At 36.4% G+C, this 26,160-nt stretch carries 27 protein-coding genes; 12 read left to right on the top strand and 15 right to left on the bottom strand.

The window, feature by feature from the left end; all coding sequences use genetic code 11:
• Positions 1-107: 107 nt before the first annotated feature.
• Positions 108-341, top strand: a complete 234-nt coding sequence (locus tag AC1RNS_RS13460) for a hypothetical protein (RefSeq protein ID WP_492993326.1) — start codon at positions 108-110, stop codon at positions 339-341.
• 59 nt (positions 342-400) lie between these two features.
• On the opposite strand, the gene AC1RNS_RS13455 is transcribed toward AC1RNS_RS13460, so the two are convergent.
• A complete protein-coding gene (locus tag AC1RNS_RS13455) occupies positions 401-2,080 on the bottom strand; it encodes a formate--tetrahydrofolate ligase (RefSeq protein WP_492993324.1) in 1,680 nt (559 codons plus the stop codon).
• 210 nt (positions 2,081-2,290) lie between these two features.
• Here AC1RNS_RS13455 and AC1RNS_RS13450 point away from each other — a divergent pair, with 210 nt between their 5' ends.
• Positions 2,291-2,491, top strand: a complete 201-nt coding sequence (locus tag AC1RNS_RS13450; RefSeq protein WP_004269397.1) for a cold-shock protein — start codon at positions 2,291-2,293, stop codon at positions 2,489-2,491.
• A gap of 269 nt (positions 2,492-2,760) precedes the next feature.
• Here the strand turns inward: AC1RNS_RS13450 and AC1RNS_RS13445 are convergent, their stop codons facing one another.
• Entirely contained in the window at positions 2,761-3,546 is a 786-nt protein-coding gene (locus tag AC1RNS_RS13445) for a VOC family protein (RefSeq protein ID WP_492993320.1), read from the bottom strand.
• 223 nt (positions 3,547-3,769) lie between these two features.
• On the opposite strand from AC1RNS_RS13445, the gene AC1RNS_RS13440 reads away from it, so the two are divergent.
• On the top strand, positions 3,770-4,258 hold the full coding sequence (locus AC1RNS_RS13440) for a flavin reductase family protein (protein WP_492993319.1): 489 nt from the start codon (positions 3,770-3,772) through the stop codon (positions 4,256-4,258).
• A 309-nt stretch (positions 4,259-4,567) separates the two neighbouring features.
• Here AC1RNS_RS13440 and AC1RNS_RS13435 read toward each other — a convergent pair whose 3' ends face one another.
• The 4 genes from AC1RNS_RS13435 to AC1RNS_RS13420 form a co-directional block, all read right to left on the bottom strand.
• On the bottom strand, positions 4,568-4,723 hold the full coding sequence (locus AC1RNS_RS13435; protein WP_492993317.1) for a YezD family protein: 156 nt from the start codon (positions 4,721-4,723) through the stop codon (positions 4,568-4,570).
• A gap of 463 nt (positions 4,724-5,186) precedes the next feature.
• The gene (locus AC1RNS_RS13430; RefSeq protein ID WP_492993316.1) at positions 5,187-5,780 is read right to left on the bottom strand and encodes a TetR/AcrR family transcriptional regulator; all 594 of its coding nucleotides are present in this window, start codon (positions 5,778-5,780) and stop codon (positions 5,187-5,189) included.
• A gap of 105 nt (positions 5,781-5,885) precedes the next feature.
• Positions 5,886-6,560 (bottom strand): phosphopantothenoylcysteine decarboxylase domain-containing protein, encoded by a 675-nt coding sequence (locus AC1RNS_RS13425; protein WP_492993314.1) that lies wholly within the window; start codon positions 6,558-6,560, stop codon positions 5,886-5,888.
• Between the two features lie 95 nt (positions 6,561-6,655).
• Complete coding sequence (locus AC1RNS_RS13420) at positions 6,656-7,549, bottom strand: LysR family transcriptional regulator (protein WP_492993398.1); 894 nt, start codon at positions 7,547-7,549, stop codon at positions 6,656-6,658.
• A gap of 117 nt (positions 7,550-7,666) precedes the next feature.
• Between AC1RNS_RS13420 and AC1RNS_RS13415 the strand changes: the two genes are divergently transcribed.
• Positions 7,667-8,569, top strand: a complete 903-nt coding sequence (locus AC1RNS_RS13415) for a DMT family transporter (RefSeq protein WP_492993312.1) — start codon at positions 7,667-7,669, stop codon at positions 8,567-8,569.
• 852 nt (positions 8,570-9,421) lie between these two features.
• On the opposite strand, the gene AC1RNS_RS13410 is transcribed toward AC1RNS_RS13415, so the two are convergent.
• Together AC1RNS_RS13410 and AC1RNS_RS13405 are read right to left on the bottom strand one after the other, a co-directional pair.
• Positions 9,422-9,928 (bottom strand): general stress protein, encoded by a 507-nt coding sequence (locus AC1RNS_RS13410; RefSeq protein ID WP_492993310.1) that lies wholly within the window; start codon positions 9,926-9,928, stop codon positions 9,422-9,424.
• A 219-nt stretch (positions 9,929-10,147) separates the two neighbouring features.
• Positions 10,148-10,588 carry a Dps family protein gene (locus tag AC1RNS_RS13405; protein WP_492993308.1) on the bottom strand — a complete coding sequence of 147 codons (441 nt, stop codon included), beginning with the start codon at positions 10,586-10,588 and terminating at the stop codon, positions 10,148-10,150.
• Between the two features lie 228 nt (positions 10,589-10,816).
• Between AC1RNS_RS13405 and pepF the strand changes: the two genes are divergently transcribed.
• Together pepF and AC1RNS_RS13395 are read left to right on the top strand one after the other, a co-directional pair.
• Positions 10,817-12,631: an oligoendopeptidase F gene (gene pepF / locus AC1RNS_RS13400; protein ID WP_492993306.1), complete on the top strand. Its 1,815-nt coding sequence runs from the start codon at positions 10,817-10,819 to the stop codon at positions 12,629-12,631.
• A 236-nt stretch (positions 12,632-12,867) separates the two neighbouring features.
• Positions 12,868-13,851 (top strand): SEC-C domain-containing protein, encoded by a 984-nt coding sequence (locus AC1RNS_RS13395; RefSeq protein WP_492993304.1) that lies wholly within the window; start codon positions 12,868-12,870, stop codon positions 13,849-13,851.
• 331 nt (positions 13,852-14,182) lie between these two features.
• Here the strand turns inward: AC1RNS_RS13395 and AC1RNS_RS13390 are convergent, their stop codons facing one another.
• Positions 14,183-14,380, bottom strand: coding sequence for a zinc-finger domain-containing protein (locus AC1RNS_RS13390; RefSeq protein ID WP_492993302.1), 198 nt, complete (start codon positions 14,378-14,380; stop codon positions 14,183-14,185).
• A 227-nt stretch (positions 14,381-14,607) separates the two neighbouring features.
• On the opposite strand from AC1RNS_RS13390, the gene AC1RNS_RS13385 reads away from it, so the two are divergent.
• From AC1RNS_RS13385 to AC1RNS_RS13365, 5 genes are all read left to right on the top strand, one after another.
• Positions 14,608-15,000 carry a ribonuclease HI family protein gene (locus tag AC1RNS_RS13385; RefSeq protein ID WP_492993301.1) on the top strand — a complete coding sequence of 131 codons (393 nt, stop codon included), beginning with the start codon at positions 14,608-14,610 and terminating at the stop codon, positions 14,998-15,000.
• Positions 15,001-15,254: 254 nt separating this feature from the next.
• Positions 15,255-16,076: an amino acid ABC transporter substrate-binding protein gene (locus AC1RNS_RS13380; RefSeq protein WP_492993300.1), complete on the top strand. Its 822-nt coding sequence runs from the start codon at positions 15,255-15,257 to the stop codon at positions 16,074-16,076.
• 65 nt (positions 16,077-16,141) lie between these two features.
• Positions 16,142-16,798 (top strand): amino acid ABC transporter permease, encoded by a 657-nt coding sequence (locus AC1RNS_RS13375; protein ID WP_492993299.1) that lies wholly within the window; start codon positions 16,142-16,144, stop codon positions 16,796-16,798.
• Positions 16,799-16,808: 10 nt separating this feature from the next.
• The gene (locus AC1RNS_RS13370; protein WP_492993298.1) at positions 16,809-17,555 is read left to right on the top strand and encodes an amino acid ABC transporter ATP-binding protein; all 747 of its coding nucleotides are present in this window, start codon (positions 16,809-16,811) and stop codon (positions 17,553-17,555) included.
• A 153-nt stretch (positions 17,556-17,708) separates the two neighbouring features.
• Positions 17,709-18,323, top strand: a complete 615-nt coding sequence (locus tag AC1RNS_RS13365) for a C40 family peptidase (RefSeq protein WP_492993296.1) — start codon at positions 17,709-17,711, stop codon at positions 18,321-18,323.
• A 195-nt stretch (positions 18,324-18,518) separates the two neighbouring features.
• Here the strand turns inward: AC1RNS_RS13365 and AC1RNS_RS13360 are convergent, their stop codons facing one another.
• Together AC1RNS_RS13360 and AC1RNS_RS13355 are read right to left on the bottom strand one after the other, a co-directional pair.
• Entirely contained in the window at positions 18,519-19,718 is a 1,200-nt protein-coding gene (locus AC1RNS_RS13360; protein ID WP_492993396.1) for an MFS transporter, read from the bottom strand.
• A gap of 5 nt (positions 19,719-19,723) precedes the next feature.
• Entirely contained in the window at positions 19,724-20,122 is a 399-nt protein-coding gene (locus AC1RNS_RS13355; RefSeq protein WP_492993295.1) for a MarR family winged helix-turn-helix transcriptional regulator, read from the bottom strand.
• 324 nt (positions 20,123-20,446) lie between these two features.
• Here AC1RNS_RS13355 and AC1RNS_RS13350 point away from each other — a divergent pair, with 324 nt between their 5' ends.
• Positions 20,447-21,001, top strand: coding sequence for a DJ-1/PfpI family protein (locus AC1RNS_RS13350; protein WP_492993293.1), 555 nt, complete (start codon positions 20,447-20,449; stop codon positions 20,999-21,001).
• A gap of 386 nt (positions 21,002-21,387) precedes the next feature.
• Here the strand turns inward: AC1RNS_RS13350 and AC1RNS_RS13345 are convergent, their stop codons facing one another.
• The 4 genes from AC1RNS_RS13345 to AC1RNS_RS13330 all read right to left on the bottom strand — a co-directional run bounded on the left by AC1RNS_RS13345 (position 21,388) and on the right by AC1RNS_RS13330 (position 25,730).
• A complete protein-coding gene (locus tag AC1RNS_RS13345; RefSeq protein WP_313373268.1) occupies positions 21,388-21,546 on the bottom strand; it encodes a hypothetical protein in 159 nt (52 codons plus the stop codon).
• Between the two features lie 377 nt (positions 21,547-21,923).
• Entirely contained in the window at positions 21,924-23,552 is a 1,629-nt protein-coding gene (locus tag AC1RNS_RS13340; protein ID WP_492993292.1) for a hypothetical protein, read from the bottom strand.
• 317 nt (positions 23,553-23,869) lie between these two features.
• Positions 23,870-24,151, bottom strand: coding sequence for a hypothetical protein (locus tag AC1RNS_RS13335; protein ID WP_492993290.1), 282 nt, complete (start codon positions 24,149-24,151; stop codon positions 23,870-23,872).
• Between the two features lie 319 nt (positions 24,152-24,470).
• Positions 24,471-25,730, bottom strand: coding sequence for a histidine--tRNA ligase (locus AC1RNS_RS13330; RefSeq protein WP_492993395.1), 1,260 nt, complete (start codon positions 25,728-25,730; stop codon positions 24,471-24,473).
• Positions 25,731-26,160: the final 430 nt, after the last annotated feature.

Raw genomic sequence — 26,160 nt, 5'->3', positions numbered from 1 at the left:
GCCTTTATAGGTAACAAAAACACAAAAAGACCCTAGTCATAAACCAGAGTCAGCTACATAATAAGTTTAATCAGCTCATATCCTTTTTTAGGAAAGGATGATTATCTATGAAAAGCCTTTTAGAAAATATAAGCTTGTTAGAAAACATTTATGAATTATCTATTGCCGTACTTCTTCTATGTTCCCTGTTTACTGTAAGACTTCTTAAAAAAATAAAGCGAGAAAGAAAGCTTTCTGTCTTTGAATTTACAATGAATATGCTCATTCGAATAGCCATTTTTTTATGGCTAACTAGTTTCTTACTTATTCAATATGGTGCCTATCTACCTTTGAATTTTTGAAAAATAGTAAAAGCTGCCCTTTCTAACTTAAAAGGAGCAGCTTTACCATATTATATTATTTAGAACAACCCTATTGCATGGCCCTCATTATCCACATCCATACGCAATGCTGCTGGTGCTTTTGGTAAGCCTGGCATTGTCATAATGTCACCAGTTAAGCAAACTAAGAAGCCTGCACCTAGCTTTGGAATAACCTCACGAATTGTTACCGTGAAGCCCTCTGGACGACCGAGTAAATTTGGTTGATCGGATAAAGAATATTGCGTTTTTGCCATACAAATCGGGAGCACATCCCAGCCAAATTTTTCTATCTGGGCGATTTGTTTTTTCGCTTGGTCGGTAAATTGTGCATCTTTTCCACCATATACCTTTTGTACGATGGTACGAACTTTTTCTTCGATGGATTCTGTTTCATCGTATAAAGGGGAGAAGTTGTTTTCTTCATCTAAAACAGCTAATACTTGTTCAGCTAAGGCAAGACCGCCTTTACCTCCCTCTTCCCAGACATTTGTACGGGCAATGCGCACATGATTCATTTTACACCAATTTAGGACTGCCTCTAACTCGGCTTCTGTGTCTGTTATAAATCGATTTAATGCGATAATCGGTTCAACGCCAAATGCACGAATTGTCTCAACATGTTTCGCTAAATTTTCGATTCCTTGTAGTAGGGCAGCAACATTTTCCCCTACAAGCGCTGTTTTCGCAACACCGCCATGCATTTTTAAAGCTCGGATCGTTGCTACAATAACAACAGCACTTGGTTTAAAGCCGGCTTTACGTGCTTTAATATTCATGAATTTCTCAGCACCTAAATCAGAGCCGAATCCAGCTTCTGTAATCACTATATCCGCTAACTTACGAGCAGTTTGTGTCGCCATAATCGAGTTACAGCCATGTGCAATATTAGCAAATGGTCCACCATGTATAATTGCAGGTGTGCCCTCAAGTGTTTGTACTAAGTTTGGTTTAAAGGCATCTTTTAATAATAGTGTTAAGGCACCCTCTACTTGCAGATCACGTACAAATACAGGCTCACGCTCAAATGTGTAGCCAATTACAATACTTGCTAAACGCTCACGTAAATCTTCTATGCTTGTCGCTAAACAAAAGACAGCCATAATTTCTGAAGCAACTGTAATGTCAAAGCCATCCTCACGCGGCATCCCTTGAACAGGACCACCTAGACCAACGACTACTTTTCGCAGTGTTCGATCATTTAAATCCATCACACGCTTCCAAATGATACGACGTGGATCAATGTTTAACACATTGCCTTGATGGATATGATTATCTATAAAGGCTGATAATGCATTGTTGGCAGTTGTAATCGCATGGAGATCACCAGTAAAATGTAAATTAATATCCTCCATCGGAACAACCTGTGCATATCCACCACCTGTTGCGCCACCCTTTACCCCCATTACTGGACCTAGGGACGGCTCACGCAAAGCCACAACTACATTCTTATCTAACTGATGAAGAGCATCCGCCAGTCCAACGGTTACAGTTGACTTTCCTTCCCCCGCTGGAGTAGGACTAATCGCTGTTACTAAAACTACCTTTGCATCCTCACCGTGTGCTGTAATTTTTAATGGATCAATTTTTGCCTTGTAGCGTCCATATTGCTCAAGGGCATCCTCTGGAATACCGGCTGTTTTCGCAATATCCGTAATAGGCTTCATAACCGCTTGACTCGCGATTTCTAAATCTGTTAATGGTTGATTTTTCGTTGTCATTTGGCATCCTACTTTCTATGTTGTTCAACTTCATTATAGACTTTATTGTGAAAGAAAACATAGTTAGTTATGCAAGCAATTCGACAATCAATTGACAACTTTGCTCAATTCATGTATGTTCTTAATGAAAATGCATTTTTTCACATTTTCTCAATTATGTCAAACTTAATTGATGAGTTTTACATTCAAGCGCATTGGAGGCGAATGCTTATGCAACAGGGAATCGTAAAGTGGTTCAATAATGAAAAGGGTTATGGCTTTATTGAATGTGATGATGGAGAAGATGTATTTGTACATTTTACGGGGATCCAAGAGGAAGGCTTCCGTACACTTGAAGAAGGTCAAAAAGTTTCATTTGATGTGGTGGAAGGCAATCGAGGACCACAGGCGTCAAATGTTGTGAAATTATAAGCGTAAAGGAGCTGTTCTTCCAAAATGAACAGCTCCTTTTTGTTTTGATTCAGCGAATGTTTTTGTACTGAAAGCGAAGCGTCAGGTACAGTATACTATCACCTCAATAAGAGATGAGATGAATGCATTTTTTTCCTATTCAGCAAGCGTTTGTACGCCCGTTGAATCAAGATAAAGTCTCTGGCATTTTGAAGAGGAGCTTTGCGAGCAAGCTTGAGAAAATCTGGATGTAAGTACGCTGTTGCGTAATTGATAGTCCTAGCTAAACATCAACGATTTACCCAATAAAATGCAGCTGGAAAAACAAGCGTTTCTTTTGTTCGATCAGGATCTTTTAGCGTTACCCCAAATGGTCCCTCTTTTACATGACCAAGTGTCAAAGTACTTGCAGCTGCTTCCTCATAAAAATCCAAACGAATATTGGGCAATTGTAAGGATATAAATTGAGGATGTTGCTGAGGCTCAGGTAATTCTAATACTTTCTGCCATAATGAAACTGTAGCTTGCACATCTTTAACAAAAAATTGAACAGACTCCATCGTTATAGAATGATTCGTATCAATCGCTCCACTATCCTTTAGCTGCGAATATCGTTTTTCATCCTCGTCAGCCCACTCAATCAAAAATGGAAAATCAATTGGTAGCCCTGATTTCCCAAAATGTAATAGCTTCCATTCTACAATGGAGCCGTCTGGACGAGTTCTACTACAGGCATCAGGTCCATAAACTTCTAACCCCATTGCACGTAACCTTGCCCCTTGTTTCTCAATATTTTTAGTTCGCAATGCAATTCGTGAAAAACCATAGCGCTCTTTGTCACGCTTAAACGTATAATGTAAGGAATAAGACAATTCTGCTGCCTGTTCAAATAAATCACGATCATAGATGGCAATTTGCTCAATATAGTTTAATCCAAAATAGCTTAACGTATTATATGTCCCCCACATTTTGTGTTGGCCTCCGTTCACTGTATGGATATTACGTTTGTTTAAAAAAACCTTTGAATTCTCCGGTGATTGAACTTGATGAACCAAATGATCAAAATACAATGTCATATCTAAACCCCCTTTTACTCTCTCATTATATACTTTACCTGTTAGTTTTGTTGGTTTAAAATAATATTAAGAAAATTCAAATATTTTTGAATTTACTATATTTTATGATTGCTATTTTTTTATGCGCATTGAAAAGGTTTTTCATTTGCAATAATTAATGGTATATTCACTTAATAATGAAACGTAATTCTTAAAAGGTATAAAATAACAAGAGGTGATTAGAATGTCAGATAAAATAGCCGCTTTTAAACTAGCATTAGGAAATTATCCTACAGGTGTTACAGTTGTCACTGCCTGTAATGACAAAAATGAACCAATTGGTCTAACTGTAAACTCCTTTGCATCTGTTTCCATAGAGCCACTCCTTATTTTATGGTCACTTGATAAAAAGTCGCAGCTACATCCATATTTTACAGCTACCCAAAAGTTTGCTGTCAATATACTAGCGAGCAATCAGCAGCATTTATGTACACTATTCTCCAGTAAAATTCCAGATCGTTTCGCACAGGCGAAATGGTCAACTTCCATTCATGGTCTACCGATTTTACATGATACCGCAGCCATATTACAATGTAAAACATTTCAGCAAATTGATGCAGGCGATCATACAATATTTATTGGGCAAGTCCTTGATATTGATGCTACTCAAATAGAGCCTCTACTCTATCATCGAAGACATATCGGTCAAATTCCAAGAAGCTTTTATGAATAGATGAATTTGAAATAATGCAAAAAAACAGGGTGACGTCAAATCATCCTGTTTTTTGTATCACTTTTAATTCCACCCCAGTTCACCACTCACCATTTTTTGCCCAGCAACCAAACAAAAAACCACATACAAGCAAAGAAATACATCTCTACCTATGTGGTCTTAGACATCTGGTCAAGTATTATTTATTCCGCAGTAAATTATCTACTTCCAAATGTAGGGAACGATTAACTGCCTACAAAGCTCAATTGATTCGAGGAGTTTTCGCTAATTTAAAGTAACCTGATAAGGAGTCCTGTCCCCTTAATCATGTTATTTTTTCTGTGGAAATCTTTGCTTTTCAAGCCTGTTAATTTGAACGATGACACCATCTTGAATCGTAATTTGCACTTCTCCAAATTCTAAATTTTGAATTGCTTTGGCAATTGCTTCTATTTTTTTGTCATCTACCTTTGCTTGCTGAACCATACAATACACCCCTTCTTTTCATTCTTTTGTACAAAAGAAGCCAACGCATTAAATTAATTGTTAGCCTCCTTATTTCCTTGTGTTGGATTTAGCATTAGCATCTACACTGCCAAGGCTTCATAGGCCAAGTCTCTTTTTCTCTCTCGTTAGAAGTATTACGTTTCTTGGAAATAATTCTATAATTCTGAAAACCCAATGTCAATATAAATATAACAAAACCTAGAAGAATACTTTGAAATTAAGAAAAAGGGTCTATCCTCTGTATAAGTATGGGCTTTCTTGTCTTTCTTTTACTTCTTCATATATATATTCTATTGGTCCCCCGCACCATTTATTTCTCCATTCAACAATGAATATGACGCTAACCTATACAACGTTTAGATAGATAGAACGCACAATAATGATAAGGGATTAAGCTGTATTGGATACAATTTGGTGGAAGCTCATACGTATGCCAGTCGGCTCACACTACATCATCGTTCTCCCCGATGATACTTTCAACAGCTTCCTTCCAAATGTCTTTGTAATTTAATGTGCTACCAATAAGCATGAAATTTCCAATATTATCGTAAACCATCGCAAGTACATGTGCCTTCGCTTCAATATTTACGTTATTGATCGCCTTAATTTGAACAGCATATTGCAATAATTCATAAAAGCTTGCTAGAAAACCAGTTTGTAAATCATTTAATCTTTTCATATAGCTTTCATCACGAGAAGCTAATAGCATATATTGATTAAATATTTTATTAAAATATGGATCTTTCTTTTGCTCTTCAATTGAAATATACCCAATTTCAAAGAGCTTCGACTTTAGGTTACTTTTTGAAATATCCTTAAAGTTAAAGGTCATTTCGAGTTTAATTTCTTTACAGATTTCCTCAAATAAATGGGCTATTAATTGATCTTTTGATTGAAAGTAATAGTAAATTGCTGGTTTTGATATTCCTACTTCTGCTGCAATCATTGCTAAGCTTGATTTATCAAATCCCTTTTCTGCAAACATAACGTAAGCGACTTCTAGAATTTTATTAAATGTTTGTTCTCGATTCCCCATTATATCCCTCCGTTTTTACCGACCGTTAAGTTAATAATAAATTATATCACTTTGTAAAACAAGAAAAAGCTATGTAGAGTCTTGAATATCTACACAGCTTAACGATTAGTCTTGTTGTAAGCATTCCATTAATGCCTTGGCCGCTTCTGCCTTACCTATCACATTGATTGGTTGACCTTCTGCTGGAACAATCCAATGCGGTTCTTGTCCACCATATAATGATTGAGAGCTATTTGCTACCATAAATTGAGCATTGGCTGCTTGCATCCGTAGTCGCGCCCGTGATAATAAAAACTCCTCATCATCTGTTGCTTCAAGCTTAAAGCCCACTAATGTCACATTGGGCTGCCAACCTTTTATTTGTCCTAATATTTTAGGCGCTTTCTTAAAGTGAATAATAGGAGGTTCATCAGATGGCATTTTACCTGCTTCCTTCATTAAATTACCCGATTGATCATACACTTTGTCAATGACCCAGTCAGAACCAGCTGCAGCCATAATCACAACATCTACCTGTTCTTCTTGCACAGCATGTCGAATCTTATCACCTAAATCCTCAATGCCCTCAAATCTGATTATACGCATTTTATCTTTATTTGCTGGAAGCTGTGCAAAATAGCCATGCATATATAGAACATGTGCGCCAGCAGCTAGTGCCGCCTCTGCTAAATAACAGCCCATTGTTCCCCTAGATAAATTCGTATGCCCTCGTACATCATCCCATTTTTCAAGTGTTCCCCCACTTGTAATGAGTACGGTCTTCCCATGTAAAGTCCCCATACACTCACCCATTCTCTTAAATATCTACAAATACTATTTTAACGTAATGCTAGGAGATGCATCAATGTCGTTTTTCTTGTTCTCCTACTTAACAATTATGCTTGATTATTTTGCTCTTGAAGCCAAGTACTTAAAATTTCTGCAAATTTCTTTGTAACAGGAGATGCTTGATGCTTCATTGCGATACCAATTGTACGATACCCGCCTTGCTTTAAAGGAATTGCCTTTAAAGTAGATGGTAATGTATTTATCACTAGCTTTGGTAAAATACTGATGCCAAGATGATGGGAAATCATCGAAATAATTCCTACTTCTTCTGATAGTTCAAAGCGAATATTCGGCTTTACATGATATTGCTCCAAAATGACTTTCACATCATTTGTTCCTTTATAGGAGGTCATGATAAAGGGCATATCCTCTAGTTCAATAATATCTATTTCTGTCTTGTTAAATAATGGACTTTTATCAGAAACGATACACAACAATGGATCCTGCTGTAGTTCTGTAAATAGAAATTGCTCTGACTTTTGCCCATTTAAAAATCCTACCTCAACCTCTCCACTTAGCAGCCATTGCTCAATCTCATAATAATCTCCCTCACGCAACTCAACTTGTATCCCTGGAAATTGATTGTCCATAATTCGAATAATTTCTGGCATCCAATTGGAGGAGATACTTGAAATAACACCTATTCGTACTTTACCACGAGTAACGCCAAGTATATGTGCCGCTTCCTGCTGTAGCAACTCTTGTGCATCTAGAACATGTCTCATTGCCCTTAGCATAGTATCTCCTTCACTTGTTAATGTGACACCAGCTCGACTTCTGTGAATGAGCGCAAAACCGAAATCTTTTTCTAAACTAGAGACAGCGTGACTCACTGCGGATTGCGTTAATCCTAATGCATCTGCAGCTTTTGTAAAGCTTGCCACCTCCGCAACCTTTGTTAAAATCTCATATTTAACTAAACTCATCGTAAACCTCTTTATACATGAATTTTTTTAATCCTAATCATTATAAACATTCGTTTTACTAATCACAATACAAGATATATAGTAATTTTTAGTATAAAAACTGTTTTAGTACACAGATTGCAGGTGAACATAATGAGTATCCAAGGAAAAGCAAATTTATTAATGGTAATTGTGACAATGTTTTGGGGATTGTCTTATACCTTTATGGTGATGGGACTAGAGACATTGGCTGTTTATAATGTAGTGGCATTACGCTGTATCATTGCTTTTGTCGTAGCAGGCATCATCTTTTATAAACGTATGATAAAAGTCGATGTAAAAACATTTAAATATGCAGCTATTCAAGGGTTACTGTTATTCATTGTGTTCGCTCTAAGCTTATTCGGTCTTGAATCAACTTCTGCCTCAAATGCTGGCTTTATTTTAAGCTTAACGGTTGTCTTAGTGCCTATCTTCAGTAGTTTTATTGAGAAAAAATTGCCTTCAAGAGCTGTAAGTTTTGCGATTGTTTGTACAATGATTGGCATTACTGTTTTAACTGCACATGGCTCTTTTACCTTTCAAAAAGGTGATATTCTAGTGGCCATCGCAGCACTATGTTATTCAATTTATCTACTGTTAAATAGTTCTTTTACAAGAAATGTTGAATCTATTTCTTATGGCATTTACCAGCTTGGTTTTGCTGGGTTATATGCACTTGTTTTAACCTTCTTATTTGAAACACCTACGCTTCCAAATACGTCTAGCTCATGGATTGCTATTATAGGACTCGGCGTCATCTGTAGTGCATTTTGCTTTGTAGGGCAAACTGTTGCACAACAGTATACGTCTGCTACACATACAGGTCTAATATTTTCCTTAGAGCCGATTTTTGCAGCCATGTTTGCGATGATGTTTATCGGGGAAGGATTGACATTAAAATTAATGATCGGTGGTAGCTTTATTCTAATTGGAAATCTATTTGCACAGTTAGAGCATCTTCATGTGCTACGTTTTCTTAGAAAGCAACAACATGAAAAAGCGATACACGAATAAAAGACAGAGCGCTAAACACTCTGTCTTTTCATAGTGTTGAAAAACTAAATGGTCAAGGGAATCTTTGTGAATACTACTAAGTCAAATGAAGGTGATTTCCGTTCCAGGCTACTCGCTTTGTCGCTGACGCTTCGCTTTCGCGCAGAGCAAGGCTTCCTGTGGGCGAGCGACGAGCCGCTTCCTACGCTGACGCTTCGTGCAGGGTCTCGTCTGTCTCGCTATCCCACGGGAGTCGAGTAGCCTTGCACTCCAATCAGCAATAGTGTAGAATTTTAAATATTTTCTTCCCTCAAAAGTAAAGTAAAAGCATATTCCACCATCATTAAATGGATAGAATAATGGTACGATTCTATAGCTGTCAACCTACATTTTATGCATAAAACTACTTTGTCACTTTACATAAAGCCACTTATTTCTGTCGCTCTGCTTTCGCATAGAAAAATGTTATCAAAGTTCCGTTTTTTTTTTGCGCAAAATAGTGATGGTTAAGACTTCAATTTATCACTATACATTTATGTGAAAGCCAATGAAAACATTATGAGCAATGGTTGATTGGAGTGTAGACTGAGTGACTCCTCGGGGATTCAGCGTCACAGATGAGACCCTGGAGCGAGCATATTAGGGGAACGAAGGCTAAAAGCATCACGTCCTGTGATAACGCCTTCGTGACCAACCTCCTGTTGCCCCAAGCGGCTCATCGGACGCCCCCAGGAAAGCACTCAGTCGGAACGGAGATCAACCCCTCGTTTTGAAAAAGGGCTATACTTTTTAAATTGTCACCTTGATTTCATGGACATAATAGTGTTTCAACAACATGAAAAGACAGAGCGCTAAACACTCTGTCTTTTATCTCTATAAATATCTTCTTAATTGCTCCGCCTCATTCATACGCTCCTCGGCCTTTAATCGTTCTTCTCGTTGTGCAGTTGTTTCACCATTTAGCGATTCAGGTGCTGTTAAACGTGGATCTAGCGGATCATGTCGATAACGGTTTTCTTCTGAATAGACTGTTGTCTTGGGATCAACTAAATCTTCACGCTCTGCAAATAAAACAATGGCTCCTTGCTCCACTAGCTGTGCATAATAGGCTGTTTGTCCCTCAGTTAGATCGAAACGCTTTAAGCCTTCTGTTACTGCTGTATCACCAGTGAACCACGATTTAAATTGATCTAGCCAATTACCGGCCTCATGAGTTTTCACATTAGCATCCCATTTAACATCCTCGAATTGATTTGAATCCTTTGCAATAATATGAATGTCCTCTGTGTGATAGCCTTCTAATCGCATTCTTTCTAAAATTTGAAACATTTCTTCCCTTGTATGTGCCACTTCAATTTGTGGGTTTTGTTCATTCATCATGTTCAATTCCTCCTAAGTTGTATGGCTTACTAGGATATTACCCTACTTTCCTCTGTAAAAACCCTTTTCATACATCCTTTACCAAACTGTTATAATTGTAATAATAAATTGATATCTGTTTCTTTTTTGTCATCTTCGTATAAAGATAAAAATAGGCTAATTGGAGCTGAAGTTGCTCCAATTGCCTATTCTTAAAAATCCCATTTGCTTGACTCTATTTTATTTACCAAGGAAGGCTTTTAACATCCACGTATGCTTTTCTAGAGATTGGTACATGGCATTTAGCATATCCTCTGTGCGGTCATCCCCTTCCTCCGCAGCTAGCTCCATTGTTGAGTTTAATGCTTTCATCAATTTTTGGAAATCCGAAATTGTTGTTGCCACCATTTCTTCTGTTGTTTCATTTCCTGCTGCTTCTTCTACATATGATAGCTCAAGATGCTCCTTTAACGTCGCGACAGGCTTGCCGTCTTTAGAAAGAATACGCTCAGCAATGTCATCGAGATTTAACGTTGTTTCATTATATAATTCTTCAAATTTTGCATGCAGTGTAAAGAAGGCATTCCCTGTTACATACCAATGATAATTGTGCAATTTCGTATAAAGTACAGACCATGTTGCTACAAGCTTATTCAATTGTTTGTTTAAATTTTGTGTCATCATTTCTCCTCCTGTGTCAATTGTTCTAGCCATTAGTATGCGTTTCATTCATTGTTGGCTATACACACATTTTTCCCAATTGACCTATTTTCAAACACAGCTATTTTGGGATGAAATTTTGTTATTCTTTCTTCATTAAGAATATTTAAACTATTCTCTGAAATTATTTCACTTTCCGAAATAGTTTCGTTATAATTAAGTCACTTACTTTTAAAGGGGTGTTTATTGATGGAGGTTTTACCATTACGAAAAGATGTACCTGTAGAACAAACGTGGGATTTGAAGGATTTACTTGAAAATGATGCAGATTTTGAGCCTGTTTTAGCGCAGCTTGTAGAAGATGCATTGCACTTTGAGCGCAATTATCAAGGTACAATTACAGATGCTCAAAAGGTCATTGAGGTTCTCACAGCTTTTGAGGCATTAGAAAAAAGCATTGTTCCAATTGGTACTTATGCCAGCTTAACTATTCAAGCAGATCATACAGATGATGTAGCCCAAATGCGTGCTGCAAAATTTAGTACAGCAGTCGGAAAAATAACTAGCTCACTATCTTTTGTACGTAGTGAATTGCTATCATTAGACGAAGAAATTTTAAAGGAAGCTAGTCTTCTAAGCCCTGTTTACAAGCTATATATAGAGGATTTGTTAAAACGAAAGCCCCATCAGCTACATCCAGAAGTGGAAAAAGCATTAGCTGCATTAAACGCTACTTTTGAGGCACCTTACGAAACATACAATACTGCAAAATTAGTAGATATGCATTTTGGAGAATTTGAAGCAAATTGTGAAAAACATCCATTAAGCTTTGTTTTATATGAAAACGGCTGGGAATTCGAGGCAGATACAAATGTGCGCCGTTCAGCATTTAAAGCATTCTCGAATAAGTTACGAGAATATCAGCATACTACTGCCAAAATTTATAACACGCACATTCAACAGGAAAAAACAATAGCTGATTTACGAGGCTTTGACTCAGTCATTGATTACCTATTATTTGATCAGGAAGTCGATCGTTCACTCTATAATCGTCAAATAGACCTTATTACAAAAGAGCTTGCCCCACATATGCGCCGCTATGCTAAGTTGATTCAAAAAGCAAATGGTATCGATAATATGACATTTGCTGATTTAAAAATTGCCCTTGATTCAGATTATGATCCAAGGCTAACGATGGCTGAGGCGAAAAATTATGTTGAAAATGCGTTATTAGTACTCGGCCAAGATTATACAAACATGATTGAAAAAGCGTTTAATGAACGTTGGATCGATTTCGCGCCAAACAAAGGAAAATCCACTGGTGCCTTCTGTTCAAGCCCATATGGCAGTCATCCGTATATTTTAATGTCGTGGAATGAGCGTATGAATGAGGTCTTCACACTTATTCACGAACTTGGACACGCGGGTCACTTTGCCAATACGCATGCCCATCAATCTTATTTTAATAGTCGACCGTCATTATACTTTATCGAAGCACCATCAACAATGAACGAAATGCTGCTAGCCAATTATTTATTAACACATAATAATGATCTTCGCTTTAAACGATGGGTTATTTCTAATATTGTGTCCAAAACCTATTATCATAACTTTGTCACACATTTACTAGAAGCAGCCTATCAGCGAAAAGTATATGAATTAATTGACGCTGGTGAAGCTGTTAATGCAACAATTTTAAATCAATTAAAACGTACTGTTCTAGAAGATTTCTGGGGCGATACTGTCGATATTATCGAAGGTGCAGAGCTTACTTGGATGCGTCAGCCTCATTATTATATGGGCTTATATCCATACACATATAGTGCTGGCTTAACGATTTCTACACAAGTATCTCAGCGTATATTAAAAGAAGGTGATAAGGCTGTTGAAGAATGGTTAGCTGTCCTTCAGGCTGGCGGTACAAAGTCACCCGTAGAACTTGCTCAAATGGCAGGGGTTGATGTTACAACCGATCAACCGCTTCGTGAGACAATTGCTTATATTGGCCATCTTATTGATGAGCTGGAGAGATTAACGGTGGAAATGGAAGCAATAAAAGGCTAATTACAACTATTCTTTAAAAACCATCTATGCTTTACTATAAGCGTAGATGGTTTTCTTTTTTGGTTCTAATCAGGAAAATGTGTACATATACTAGAACTAGGGCGTCCCTCTACATTTTTTTGATATTTCTAAATAGACAATCATTTTTCTTCATACAAAAGTACCGTTATTATTAAATGTATGCAATTTATTTAGCAAAAACCGACTAACAATTTTCAAAGGAAGTGTATCTAATTATGGTAAAACGTAATGATCCATGCCCATGCGGTAGCGGCAAAAAATACAAAAAATGTTGTGAAGGTAAACAGCAGGTAACAGTTGAAACTGTAGCAATTGAAGAATTAGAGCGTGTGCTGCAAACATTTTACATGGAATATCCTGAGCGTAAAGATGTTCGTGCCTATATCGAGCATGTAGCAACATGGCAGCCTAAACTAGAGAGCGTGTTACAAAGAGAACTGATTGAGGCAGTTGCGTTAGATGACTTCTTCTTCCATCAAGAGCCATCTATTTGGAAAGGCTATTTAAAGAAAACAAAGAAAAAAACGGTAAGACCTTCTACTTTAAAGGTTTTAGAAAATTGGTCACAGCCTAATTTATTTATTGGGTCTGTCTCCACTGTAGAAGAAAATTATTTCAAGGCTATCCATGTGCTAACAAATGAAGAAATTTATATTCGTCGAGAAAACGACAAGCCAATCCCTGAAGGTATGCATGTTTTTGCCTTCCTCTTACCAGACGGATCAAAAAAATTAGAGCATTATTTAGCTGTTTCAACACTGATCTTTTTCCCTCAAGATCATGCAAAAGTATTTGAGCAATTTAAGAAATCCTTTGAGGGCTCAGAGAAAAAGGCAAGCGCATTCCTGAAAGAAGAACATCTATCCTTCTGGGAATTACTTGTATTTAATGGCTATAAAGGAGAGGAATTCACAAACTTTGAGAGCAATGTCTTAACTCAAGTAAAGGATTTCCTTGAGCAAAATGATCGTGAGACTGCTCCGATGTTAGAGCTTTTAGAGGATTATTTAATTGAAGGACAACCATCTGCACGCAAAGAAGCTGCCATTGCTGCTGGTGCGATTCGCTATGGGCAAGAAAAGGCGTTATTCGAGACCCTATCCTTGACTGCGAAAGAAATCGCTGCGTCGTTCGATATTTCTGCTTCCTCTCTTACAAAATATTATCAAGACTTAAGTAATTATGCTGCTACTAAATAGTGAGTAACCTCGTTTTCCTAATCCTAAATGGATAGTGAAAGACCCACTAAAATCATTTCAAAAAATACTTGAGTGACCAATATTCTGTTATTGTTTTTCTATGGGCAAAGTTCGCTAAAAAATGCGCCGTACGCTGGAGAATACTCCTCAAGCGTACGGCGCATTTATGTATATAAAATAGAAAAAAGCTACTTTGTTATCAGCAGAGCCAACAACAAGGTAACTTTTTCTATGGTAACCAACCAATAGTAATATTCCCGATCATATAGTTATTTATGCATTAGTTTTAGTAAATATGATTAATTTTTATTAAAAAATAAAATTTGATTGCTTACATCTTCTTACTATATACTTTTAAAAGCTCTTCTCCAAGAAACTGTAGTCGCTCCCCCACTGTGCATGCCTCAATACAGAAACGATGAGCTCCTGGCTTTCCACGCTCTTTACGTAGCTGCTTAATCACTAAGCAATCCGCGCAAAACATATCATGCAGTTCATCAATATCTTTCATAACTGTCACTTTATCCATGTTGAACTCTCGCTCCTTCCCTGACCAAAATTCGCTTCTTACTATTATGAAGTGAACGTTTTGAACAAGCAACTATTTTGTTTATTTACACCTAAATCTACAATCAGGCTTGCATGACTAACTTCTTCAATTGCAGAGTCTTACTGTCCGTTTATACGATAAAAAATTGACATGAACGTGAAACACCTTTGTTGTACAATGAAAATAAAACAAAAAGTAGGGATTTTATGTTAGAGGTATATATAGATGCTGCAAGTGCAGGTAATCCAGGTCCCAGCGGCATAGGTATATTTATTAAAGGTGAGGGCCATCATATACAAATTAGCGAGTTTATAGGTTCTACCAATAACCATATTGCAGAGTTTACAGCTTTAGTCCGCGGCTTAGAGGAAGCTCAAAAGCTTGGTTCAAGCATCGTCTCTATTCGTTCTGACTCAAAAATTGTTGTAGCCTCTTTGGAAAAAGAATATGTGAAAAATGAAGAATTTAAACCTTATCTCGAGAAGGCATTAGTACTTGCAGATACCTTCGATTTATTTTTTATTAAATGGATCCCAGATAGTCAAAATAAAGCTGCTGATGCTTTAGCTCGTAAGGCCATACAAAAAGAAAAAAATTAAATTATAAACTGGGAACTGTTTTTGCCTTAGCTTGCAGTTCCTTTCCTCTATCTGCTTCATTTAATATTCCCTATTTTTTTATTTTTATCAGCTTTCTTAGTCATTAAAGGATTGCTCTAAAATGTAGTCATTTTCTAATAATTCAATACGGATATTGACAATTTTAATGTACGATGTTATTCTTTATCACATTAGTGATTTAGTTAACGAAAGCGAAAATAGAAATCTATTTATGATGTTAGGAGAATACTAAAATGAAGCGAATATTCGTATTACTTTTCATGCTGACAGCCGTGGTGTTTGCATTAGCAGCATGTGGTTCATCAGAGGAGAAAACAAGTGGTACAGGAACAGATAAAACAACTGATGACAACAAATCAACTGATAAAGAAAAACTAATTATTGGCATTGACGATAAATTTGCACCAATGGGCTTCCGAGACGATAAAAATGAAATCGTTGGCTTCGATATCGACTTAGCTCGTGCCGCAGCAGAACATATGGGCGTAGAAGCAGAGTTCCAACCAATTGAATGGAAAACAAAAGAAGTAGAATTAATAAGTGGTCGTATCGATTTAATATGGAATGGCTATACGATAAACGATACTCGCAAAAAGCAGGTATTATTTACAAAACCATACTTAGAAAACGCACAGGCTGTAATGACACTTAAAGATTCTTCTATAAAAGAATTAAAGGATTTAGCTGATAAAGAAGTTGGACTTCAATCACAGTCTTCTGCGGCAAATGCACTAAATGCAAATCCAATTCACAAAGAAATTAAAACAGTTACTGAATTCGGAGATAATGTTTTAGCATTAACAGATTTAAAAACAGGCCGTGTAGATGCAGTTATTATCGATTCAGTTGTAGCTGAGTATTATATGACGAAAGAGCCTGACACATTCAAATTGTTAGATGAATCATTAGCACCTGAGCAATATGGGGTTGGTGTCAAGCCTGGCAATGAAGCATTATTAGAAAAACTTCAAGCTGCATTAGATAAAATGAGTGAGGATGGCACTTCTGCTGAAATCTCTACAAAATGGTTTGGTGAAGATAAGGTTTTAAAATAATTGAATGCTATAAATCGTTAAGAGTTTCCTTGCGAAGCTCTTAATCTATTTGGAGGGAAGAAGAAATGGCGGACTACTGGCAAACAATGGTTTTGCCGATGCTTGAAGGGGCTAAAATGACAGTATTACTGTTTCTCATCGCCATTCTAGTATCGATTCCACTTGGTTTCATATTAACATTAGCAGCAAAGAGCCGTTTTAAACCCCTCTCTTGGCTTGCACATACGTATATTTATGTCATGCGTGGTACACCGCTATTACTACAGCTTTTATTAATTTGCTTCGGTTTACCTATGCTGCCAGTAGTCGGTGAGTACTTAGTGCTCGATCGATTTGTCGCAGCATGTCTTGGCTTTATTCTAAATTATGCTGCTTATTTTGCTGAGATTTTCCGTGGTGGATTACTGGCCATTGATAAAGGTCAATATGAGGCAGCTCAAGTATTAGGTTTATCAAAATGGCAAACTACGACACGCGTTATATTGCCTCAAATGTTTCGAGTAGCCCTACCAGCCTTATCAAATGAATCGGTCACATTAATAAAAGATACAGCTCTTTTATATGCAGTCGCTGTCCCAGAGCTACTGCACTTTGCACAAACAGCTGTCAATCGTGACTTTACAATTGTGCCGTTCTTTATTGCTGGTGCTATTTATTTAGCCATGACACTTGTCTTAACTGTGCTGTTTAAATGGTTAGAAAAACGCTTTAAATTTGAATAGAGGTGACAGTATGGCGCTGATTGAAGTAACAAACTTAAAAAAATCCTTTGGCGAGCTTGAAGTACTCAAGCGAATTACTTTTTCTATAGATAAAAATGATGTGATAGCTGTAATCGGCCCGTCTGGATCAGGTAAAAGCACTATGCTCCGAAGTTTGATTCATTTAGAAGAAATAAACGGCGGAAGTATCTGTGTAGATGGTGATTACTTGGTGCAAGATGGTCACTATCCAAAGCAACAGGAAATTAAAGCAATTACGGTAAAAATGGGTATGGTTTTTCAGCACTTTAACCTATTCCCCCATTTAACGGTTCAACAAAACCTTGAAATGGCACCAAGCTTAGTAAAAAATGAATCTGCAGCTGAAATTGCTCGTCGCTGTCAAGATTTATTAAAAAAAATTGGACTTGCTGATAAAGCAAAGGCTTTTCCAGCCAATCTTTCTGGTGGTCAAAAACAACGTGTGGCCATAGCTCGTGCACTAATGATGAACCCTCAAATTTTATTATTCGATGAACCAACCTCTGCCCTTGATCCAGAGCTTACAGGTGAAGTGTTAAAAGTTATGAAGGATTTAGCTGAGGAGCATATGACAATGATTGTGGTCACACATGAGATGGGCTTTGCACGTGAGGTGGCGAACAAGGTGTTATTTATGGATGGTGGCGAAATTATTGAAGCTAATCAACCTGAAGAGTTTTTCAACAATCCTCAACATGAACGAACAAAGGCTTTTTTAAAGAAAAATTTAAAATAGAAAGACGGAGAGTAGCTATTACGCTGTTCTCCGTTTTATTATGTTTAATTGTATCCTTAATGTTATTTTATTGACATACAACTGTAATATTATAATGTTAATATCATTTATATACTAAGTAATACGCTTTCAAGTTATAGGAGGATACATACTATGAAAAAGAATAAAAAGTATAGATGGGGATTAAAATTTGCAGCATTGGCATTAAGCTCATCTGTACTTTTTTCATCGTTAGAAACAGCATCTGCTGCAACATACACAGTAAAATCTGGTGATTCATTATGGAAAATTGCTAGTCAACAGGGAGTTTCTTTACAAGCATTAATGAGCTGGAATCATTTATCTTCTTCCACGATTTATGTGGGTCAAAAGTTAAACCTTAATACAAAGCAATCTACTACACCTAATTCGCCAGCCAATCTAGTACAAATTGCCAAACAACAACTAGGTGTTAAATATACATTTGGAGGAACTAAACCAAGCACAGGTTTCGATTGCTCTGGATATATCACATATGTTTATAATAATGCAGGAATTTCAACGCCACGCAAAACAGCTGCTGGCTTTTACAATACAGCTCAAAAAGTAAGTACACCTAAAGTAGGTGATTTAGTATTTTTCGCAAATACATATAAAGCAGGCGTTTCCCATGCAGGTATTTATATCGGTAATAATCAAATGATAAATGCAAGTAATAGTGGTGTGACGATTGCTAATATTAATAGTTCTTATTGGAAGAAGTATTTTGTAGGATATGGCCGACTATAGTAACTAGTCGAACTAATATAACCATTAGTTCGGCTTTTTATTTTATCGAAATGAATCATCCAAATTTCAGGTGGATGTATCATACAGTTGATGAAATTTCAAATTTAAAGAACAAACTACTATCTAGACTTCTTTTTTGTCACCTTTTTCACAAAAAAGCTGAACTACTATTGCTAGTAATCCAGCTTACAATTTTTAAAGCCCTATATCCCCTGCTACATGCTTTGTTTTTAATTTGGCTAAACGCACTAAATAGATAATAAAAACAACGATCAGTAAACCTGCACCAGTTAGATAAACAGCACCATAGCCCGCTTGTACTGCAACCATTCCTAAAATATAAGAACCTAAGGCAATCCCAAGGTCAAACATCGTAAAGTATGTTGCCGTTGCATAACCACTACGTTGAAGTGCTGTTGATTGCACTGCTAATGCTTGTAAGCTTGTTGTTACTGCTCCATAGCCAAATCCAATAAAAACAGCTGCACTTAAAAATAATGCTGGTCCTGCCACAAATGCAAGCATAACAAGCCCAATAGCGAAGGATATAATTCCAGGAATAATGACAAACTGCGGCCCTCTTGTATCATAAAGCTTACCAGTATAAGGTCGTGTAATCAGCATTGCTGCTGCAAAAACTGCATAAAATAAACTGGCGATGGCTATTAGTCCTTTTTGCTGAGCATACACAGATAAAAACGATAAAACACTAGCATATGAAAAAGCCACTAAGCTAGCAATAGCCGCTACGGGAAGTGCTTTGCGTTCAAATAAATCATTCAATTTAAAGGTTAGTTTTCCCTTATGTGGAGGCTTAGGTAGATCATCTGTATTCACAGTAACAGCTAAAATGCCACCAGCTACTATACAGATACTCATCACAATAAATAACACATTGAAGCTACTATATTGAATAAGCAGCAAGCCGATGAATGGTCCAATCACGACAGCTAAATTAGTGGACATAGTGAAATAGCCAAGTCCTGCACCTTTACGGTTCGCAGGTACAATATCCGCAGCTAAAGAACCTGCTGCCGTTGTGATAATACTAAAGAAAATTCCTTGAATAAAGCGTAGTCCAAGTAAAAGTCCGAATGGATGAATAAATAAATATAAAACTGTACATAAAAAATAGCCAACAATTGATATAACTAGAAGCTTCTTTTTTCCAAAAACATCTAATAATTTACCTGAAAAGGGACGAACAATAATGGCTGATAATAAAAAACCTGATAGCAACAAGCCTGCCTCTTTATCAGTTTGATGAAGCTCACCAATCGCATAAAGCGGTAAAGTTGTTACAAGTCCATAAAAAACAAAAAACACTGAAATATTTGTTAAAAACAGACTAATAAAACGCTTCGTCCATATTTTTGAATTTTCCTCATGCTGCATGTCAATCAACCTTTCATTTTCTCCAGTAAACTTATAAATTGCTGTTGTTCTTCAACAGTAAGTGATCCTACCATGTCTTCCTCAAAGGCTAAAATAGTCTCTGTAATAGCGGGTAAGCGCTTCTCTGCCTCTGGTGAGAGCGTAACAATCTTTTCCCTTTTGTCTTCACCATCTATTCTTAGTACCCATCCTAACGTTTCAAGTCGAGTAATGGCCCTTGTAATACTTGGTGCTTCAACATTTAAATATTTCCAAATTTGCGTTAATGTCATTGGGCCGTGGGTATGTAAGCAGTATAAAATCGTCCACTGTGAGCTATACAAATTATGCTGTTTCAGTACTTCATTTAAACAGTTCGTTAAATAACGACTTTTTTGAAATAAGGCATGGAATATCGGATTCAATTTGTGACCTCCTCATTTAACCCGCAGTACCGGGCAGTAATTTGTCTGTATCAATATACAATGTTCCTCAAAATTTAGCGTAAGCAATAAATAATCAGTGGGAGAAGAAATCTCTATGCTTAAGTTCCAATTTATTTACCTAGCTAAATAAATACTATACGCTTCATTTTTTCCTTTGTAAAGTAGGCTATTTCAACGTTATACATATCAAATTTTCGAGTACGTATGATTCCTTACTTCTTTCAGTTTTTCTAAAATACCAGAAGGAAATTTTTTGAAAGTGTCGAATTTAGCTAGTAAATCACAATAAAGGGGATGAAATAAATGGGAAAAAAAGTATTAATTATCGCAGGTGATGCTGTAGAGGCGTTGGAAATTTTTTATCCTTATTACCGCTGCTTAGAGGCTGGCTATGACGTAACGATTGCAGCACCATCAGCAAAGAAACTACAAACTGTATTGCACGATTTTGTGGAGGGGGTCGATACATATATCGAGCGCACAGCATATGGCTTAGAAGCACACTCAGCCTTCGCTGATGTTGATCCAGCACAATTTGACGGACTCATTATTCCTGGTGGCCGAGCACCAGAATATATTCGTTTAAATGAATATGTTCCAGCACTAGTGAGTCATTTTTTTGAAGCCAATAAACCAATTGCTGCTGTCTGTCACGCAGTGCAAATTTTTGCAACCATTCCAGAGGTGCTAAAAGGTCGTGAGCTCACAGCTTACATTGCCTGCAAACCAGAAGTTCAGGTAGCAGGTGGCACTTATATTGATGCAAATCTTCATACTGATGGCAATTTAGTAAGTGGTCATGCATGGCCAGATCTACCTGGATTAATGCGTGAGTTTATTCAAAAATTAGAACAATAAGGGCAATCGAGACTAGCCATTAATTGACTAGTCTCCTCTCACACTACCATATGTACGAATCCGTATACAGCGGTTCCATGAAGTCTAACGGACAGCTATTTTGTATCTTCCTGTCCTTTATGCTTTTCTGTCTCTCATAGCCACTTGTATTCTCAGCCTTCTTAGTATCGCCTATGGGATTCACCATTGCTATCCACTAAGGAAGTCCATCTTTGTATTGTCTTCTTCATCAAAAAATGAAACTCAATTTTATATCACACTCCTGTTAGCCATCCATGAAGCGCAAAATAAGCACTTCACCATAGATAATGAAAGAAGATTAAGCTCTTTCATGGAGTTCAACAAGGAGTCAATTAACTTATATCAATTATTGTGAATATGTAGTGTTAGTGTCTCTTTTCAACAAATAACAAAATTAGTGTTGCCAATGGACCTAATACAAGAGAAAGTAAAAACCAATTTAACCCTGTTCTATTCTTCCCTTGTGCAAGTGCAGCATTTATCAATGCCAATGTACCCCAACCTACAACATATTGGTTATCCATTATCTGTCCCCCCTATTTCATTAACCAGACTGCACCGTTAATGTACATTTCTTCACAAATTTCATCATAACATATCCAAATACCATCTAGCATAAAAGGTGTCAATACCGTTACTTTTGACTATCGTTAGCTATATCATTAAACACACACATTCAGAGGAAAGAAAATGACTTCGAATGGAGAAATCCAAATGCCATCTTGATGGTTAGTATGTTCCCTGATTCAATACTTTAACTAGTGGAAAATCTAAGGACTTGTCTAAAAAAACCTCTCATTTGTTCAAAGAAGTTTTTGTTGATTTCAGCTCCCATTTTGTGTACATATATACCAGTAAGTTAAGAAATCTAAGCTACTGTGCGATCTAGTGCGTTTAGTTATTACTTACCTTCTAAAGCCTTATAGATAGTGTGAATTGTTTTTTCAGAAATGACTTTGGTTCTTGAGACATAACTATTGCCAGTATCTGCTGATAACAGAGTTTGGAACAAATTTAACAGTACACCACCTGCGTGAGTATGTGCACCATCTACTGCAAAACTTGTAATCTCCTCTACTGATGCAAATATACGAAATCCTTGTGAATCAGCGTAACCTCCAATAATCGTATCATCATTAGGACGACGTGTGATTTTATTGTATGTTATTTCTGGACCTTCATAAATTGGATACATAAATTCTTTTCTCTCTTCTTGGTCTTGTATAGTAGTTTTTGGCTGATGTGTAATTAGATTCATAGTTTGTAAATCTAAGTATTGTGTATTATTTAAACCAACATTTAGGTTTTTAACTTTACGATCACCCCAACGCATCAGTTTAATAATACCTTCTGCCCATACACTAGCACTAAATGTTTTTGCACTTAGCCCCAAATAATTTGAAGCTATGATATGCAAATCGGATTGATGAATATCATCTTTATCTATAATTAATCCTATATTATCTTTATAGGGGCTAACTTCAGGGTATTTAACGATGTAGTTAAAGTTTCCTGTGTGATAGAAGTTACTATATAGTACATCGTATAACAACTGTTCAAGATATTCGCTCAATCGAAGAGGTAGCACACCAGTATTATAATCCTGCTCAGACTTAGCAGCGATCTCTGCTGCTGACGAATTAATCATAATTTCTTTATTAAACTTAATTATGTGATATTTAATAAAGTCAACAAGATTTTCATAATAAGCATGCTCATTATCATAAATCTCAACAGTATCATTATCCGAATTACCAATAACATGCTCAAAAGGTAATATTTTAAAAGCACTACGTAGTTGACGGAGTTCAATAGATGGTATCTTTATGTTGTATGTATCCGTCAACATTGAAATTGTTCGATTAATATGATCCAAACGAATAGCTGACGTGCTTGAAGTTAAGATAGCTACAATTTGTTTCATGCGATATAAGCGGTTTGGGTATGGACTGTATGTACCTTGGAACGGAGTATCAGCATAAGGTTCTCCTATAATATGGGAAACAATTATTTCTGCATCTGGCAACCTAACACCTAATTCATCAGTATTCGTATTCTGATTCAAAGTTTTATTTGGATGTTTGTAAGAAACATCATCCACCATTATACGTCGTCTTAAAGTGACCGCTGCCTGCCAATCTCCATATACGTAAGCTAACAACCCTTCTGACACTGGCGAAGTTCTTTGCGCGACTAATTCTAAAGGCACATTAACAAGGATATCAATGTCTTCCTGTGTAAATGAAATATTTAATTTAGTTAAACGCTCAGCTAAACTTTTACTTGCAAGATCCTTCTTATCTGAGTTGTTAATCATATTTTCAAACCACCTAAGAAGGTTGTGACTATTCTTCGCGTCTGTTCTAAATTTAGTTAATATATAAGGTAAAACTAAACCTGTTGCCTCATGATATCTTAACCTTACCCCCTCAGTACTGCCTATTAATTCTAGAGTTTCTAGTGTTAATTCACTAGCCTTAAATTTTGTTTCTGAATCATAAATTAAAAATCTACCATCGTAATACCTCATATTTTGTTACCTCCTCCTTGTTTCTGTATACTAAAGGTTTCCATTTACAACGATAAATACTAATGATTTTTCTCGCTTTTATGCCACCTTTAATATATCCCATGACAGGTGGCGTTTGTTGATGATCATATAGCAATAGGCCACAATCTCGTTGCTACATACATCCTTGTTTTCCTGTATTAAATGTACGTAATATCCTACATTCCTTTTAGTTACATTACCTCTTGAACAACTTCATAAGATCGCTCGCTGCGGTCTATTCCCCCTTGTTTGCCAAACATGTTGCGAAATACTTTAATGGTGTGCTGATGTTCAGCCTATTCAGCAATTCTACAAGCTTCTTCAGGAATATGCTTATAAAAACAACCATCTTCAGCGAAAATATCATATGAATGATAGTCGTGCTCAAACGAACCGCCAAAGTCCGCTATTTTAACTATTCCAACCAATTCATGGCCATTGAATGTGAATCGAACTTTTTCACCCAAATTAAATTTCATTGGAGGCAAATTTCCTAACATAATATGTCTTGTTGCAGCCTCCTTCTCCAATTGTCTACGTGTTGCTTCCAATACTTTTAGTGTGTCATTAACTGACATACAACCAGCTCCTTTAATTCATGTAATTTACAAATTTTTCTTTAGCACTATTTTGGGGATTACTATTGCTGGATTATATATAGTTTTTTGAATCCAATAACTTGTTTTTTTCTAAAGAGCAATACAACAGGAATTGCTCTATTGATTTAAAATATGGGGATTAAAATGTGCTTAATATTTAGGACATCTTCCCCCCATTTTGAACAAAGATTTATCAAAAGAAGAGCTATTTATAATACCCATATAGTGAATTTTCTAATAAGGATTAAATACTTAAATGATACTTACATTCGTTATTGAAGTAATTTAAAATAAGGAATCAAAAAACAAATCTTTTAATAGAAGAATCTCCTGTGTGCATATTCTTTAAAATATATTGACCTTGCGTAACTTCTTCTTCTCCTAAGACAATGACAAATGGGATATTCTCACGATTTGCTTTATCCATCGCTTTTCTTATTTTTTTCCCACTAAGCTCGACTTCTACACGATCCTCCTTACGCAAAGCCTTCGCTAATACAAGAGACTCAGCTATTGTATTTATGGGAATAATATATATATCAATTGGGGCTTGCGGATTCTTTTGTTTACCTAACATCATAGCTGTAAATATAACATCTAACCCAAATGAAATACCCACTGTCGCAAACTTTTCTGTTCCCCCTAATAAACCACCAATTGCATTGTCATAGCGCCCCCCACTACCAATACTTGATTTTATTCGACCATCACGTACGAAGATTTCATAAATCGTGCCAGTATAAATTTCTAGCCCGCGTGCCAGTAGTGGATTAAATAGACAACTTTCCGTAATGCCAAGCATATCTAAGTAATGTTCTAGTTCTAACACTTCAGCTAATCCCTCTTGAATTAAAGGCTCCTCATATTGTACGAAATAAGCAAGTGTATTTTTTCTATTGTCTTGTAAAAAATGTTCGATACTTTTTATTGCTGATTCTTCCAGACCTATTTCTTTTAATTCCGCTAAAACAGCGGCATTTCCCACTTTTTCAATTTTATCAAGTATCAGAATAACTTGGCTTTGGAAATTAGCATCCACTTCGAAAATTCCAAGTAAGCCAACTAATAACTTACGATTGTTATATTGAATAACAATATCTTGCTCTAACTTTTCAAATGCATCTATTGCCATCATCATCAATTCTGCTTCTGCTGCTTGTGAATCAACCCCTACGATATCTACATCGCATTGTGTAAACTCACGAAATCTCCCAGCTTTAATCGGACCATCTCGAAACACTTTGCCAATTTCATAACGTTTAAACGGCATTGGTAATGTAGGGTTCATTGCAATTACCTTTGCAAAAGGAATTGTTAAATCATAACGTAGCGACAGGTCACGTTCTCCTCTATCTGATAACAGATACATCTCTTGTAAGATCTCAGCACCTCCTGCGTATTTAGAGGCCATTAAGCTTGTATAGTTTAAAATTGGTGTTTCGAGTGGTTTACACCCGTATGCTATAAATGTGTCTTCTAACGTGCGACGTATATTACGACGTATACACTCTTGCTCTGGTAAATAATCTTGTGTTCCTCTAACATTTTTATAATCCATTTTCTTCATCATCTACACTCCTTTGTTTTTAAGAAAATAAAAAAACCGTACATACATAAGCTCCAACTTCGGCTTAGTTATAATACGATTTCATGAGAAATAGTCTTCCTATTCAATATTAAAAAATTAATAAAGATAGCAAGACTAATGAATATGATGATGTTTAGTTGCTGATGTTAGACGATTTAAAATCGGCATATAATCCCTCCTATCAATTTATTGGTAACTTTAAACCAAAGTAATATATTTGTCAATTCATTATTTTCTAACAATATTTCTTTAGTTGAATTACTTTTTTCTATCTCTTCTTGCCATTTGTATTATCAGCCTTCTTTAGTGATTCCTGTCGGATTTCTCCCACTATCCTCCTCAATTAGACAGAAAGCGTACTTGGTATTGTTAAACACACACATCCAATCATACCTAGTCT

It is taken from the genome of Lysinibacillus sp. GW821-FHT14F06 (genome assembly GCF_058803665.1).
The sequence above is the reverse complement of the archived record's forward strand: the minus strand, read 5'-3'. Positions and strand labels throughout refer to the sequence as shown.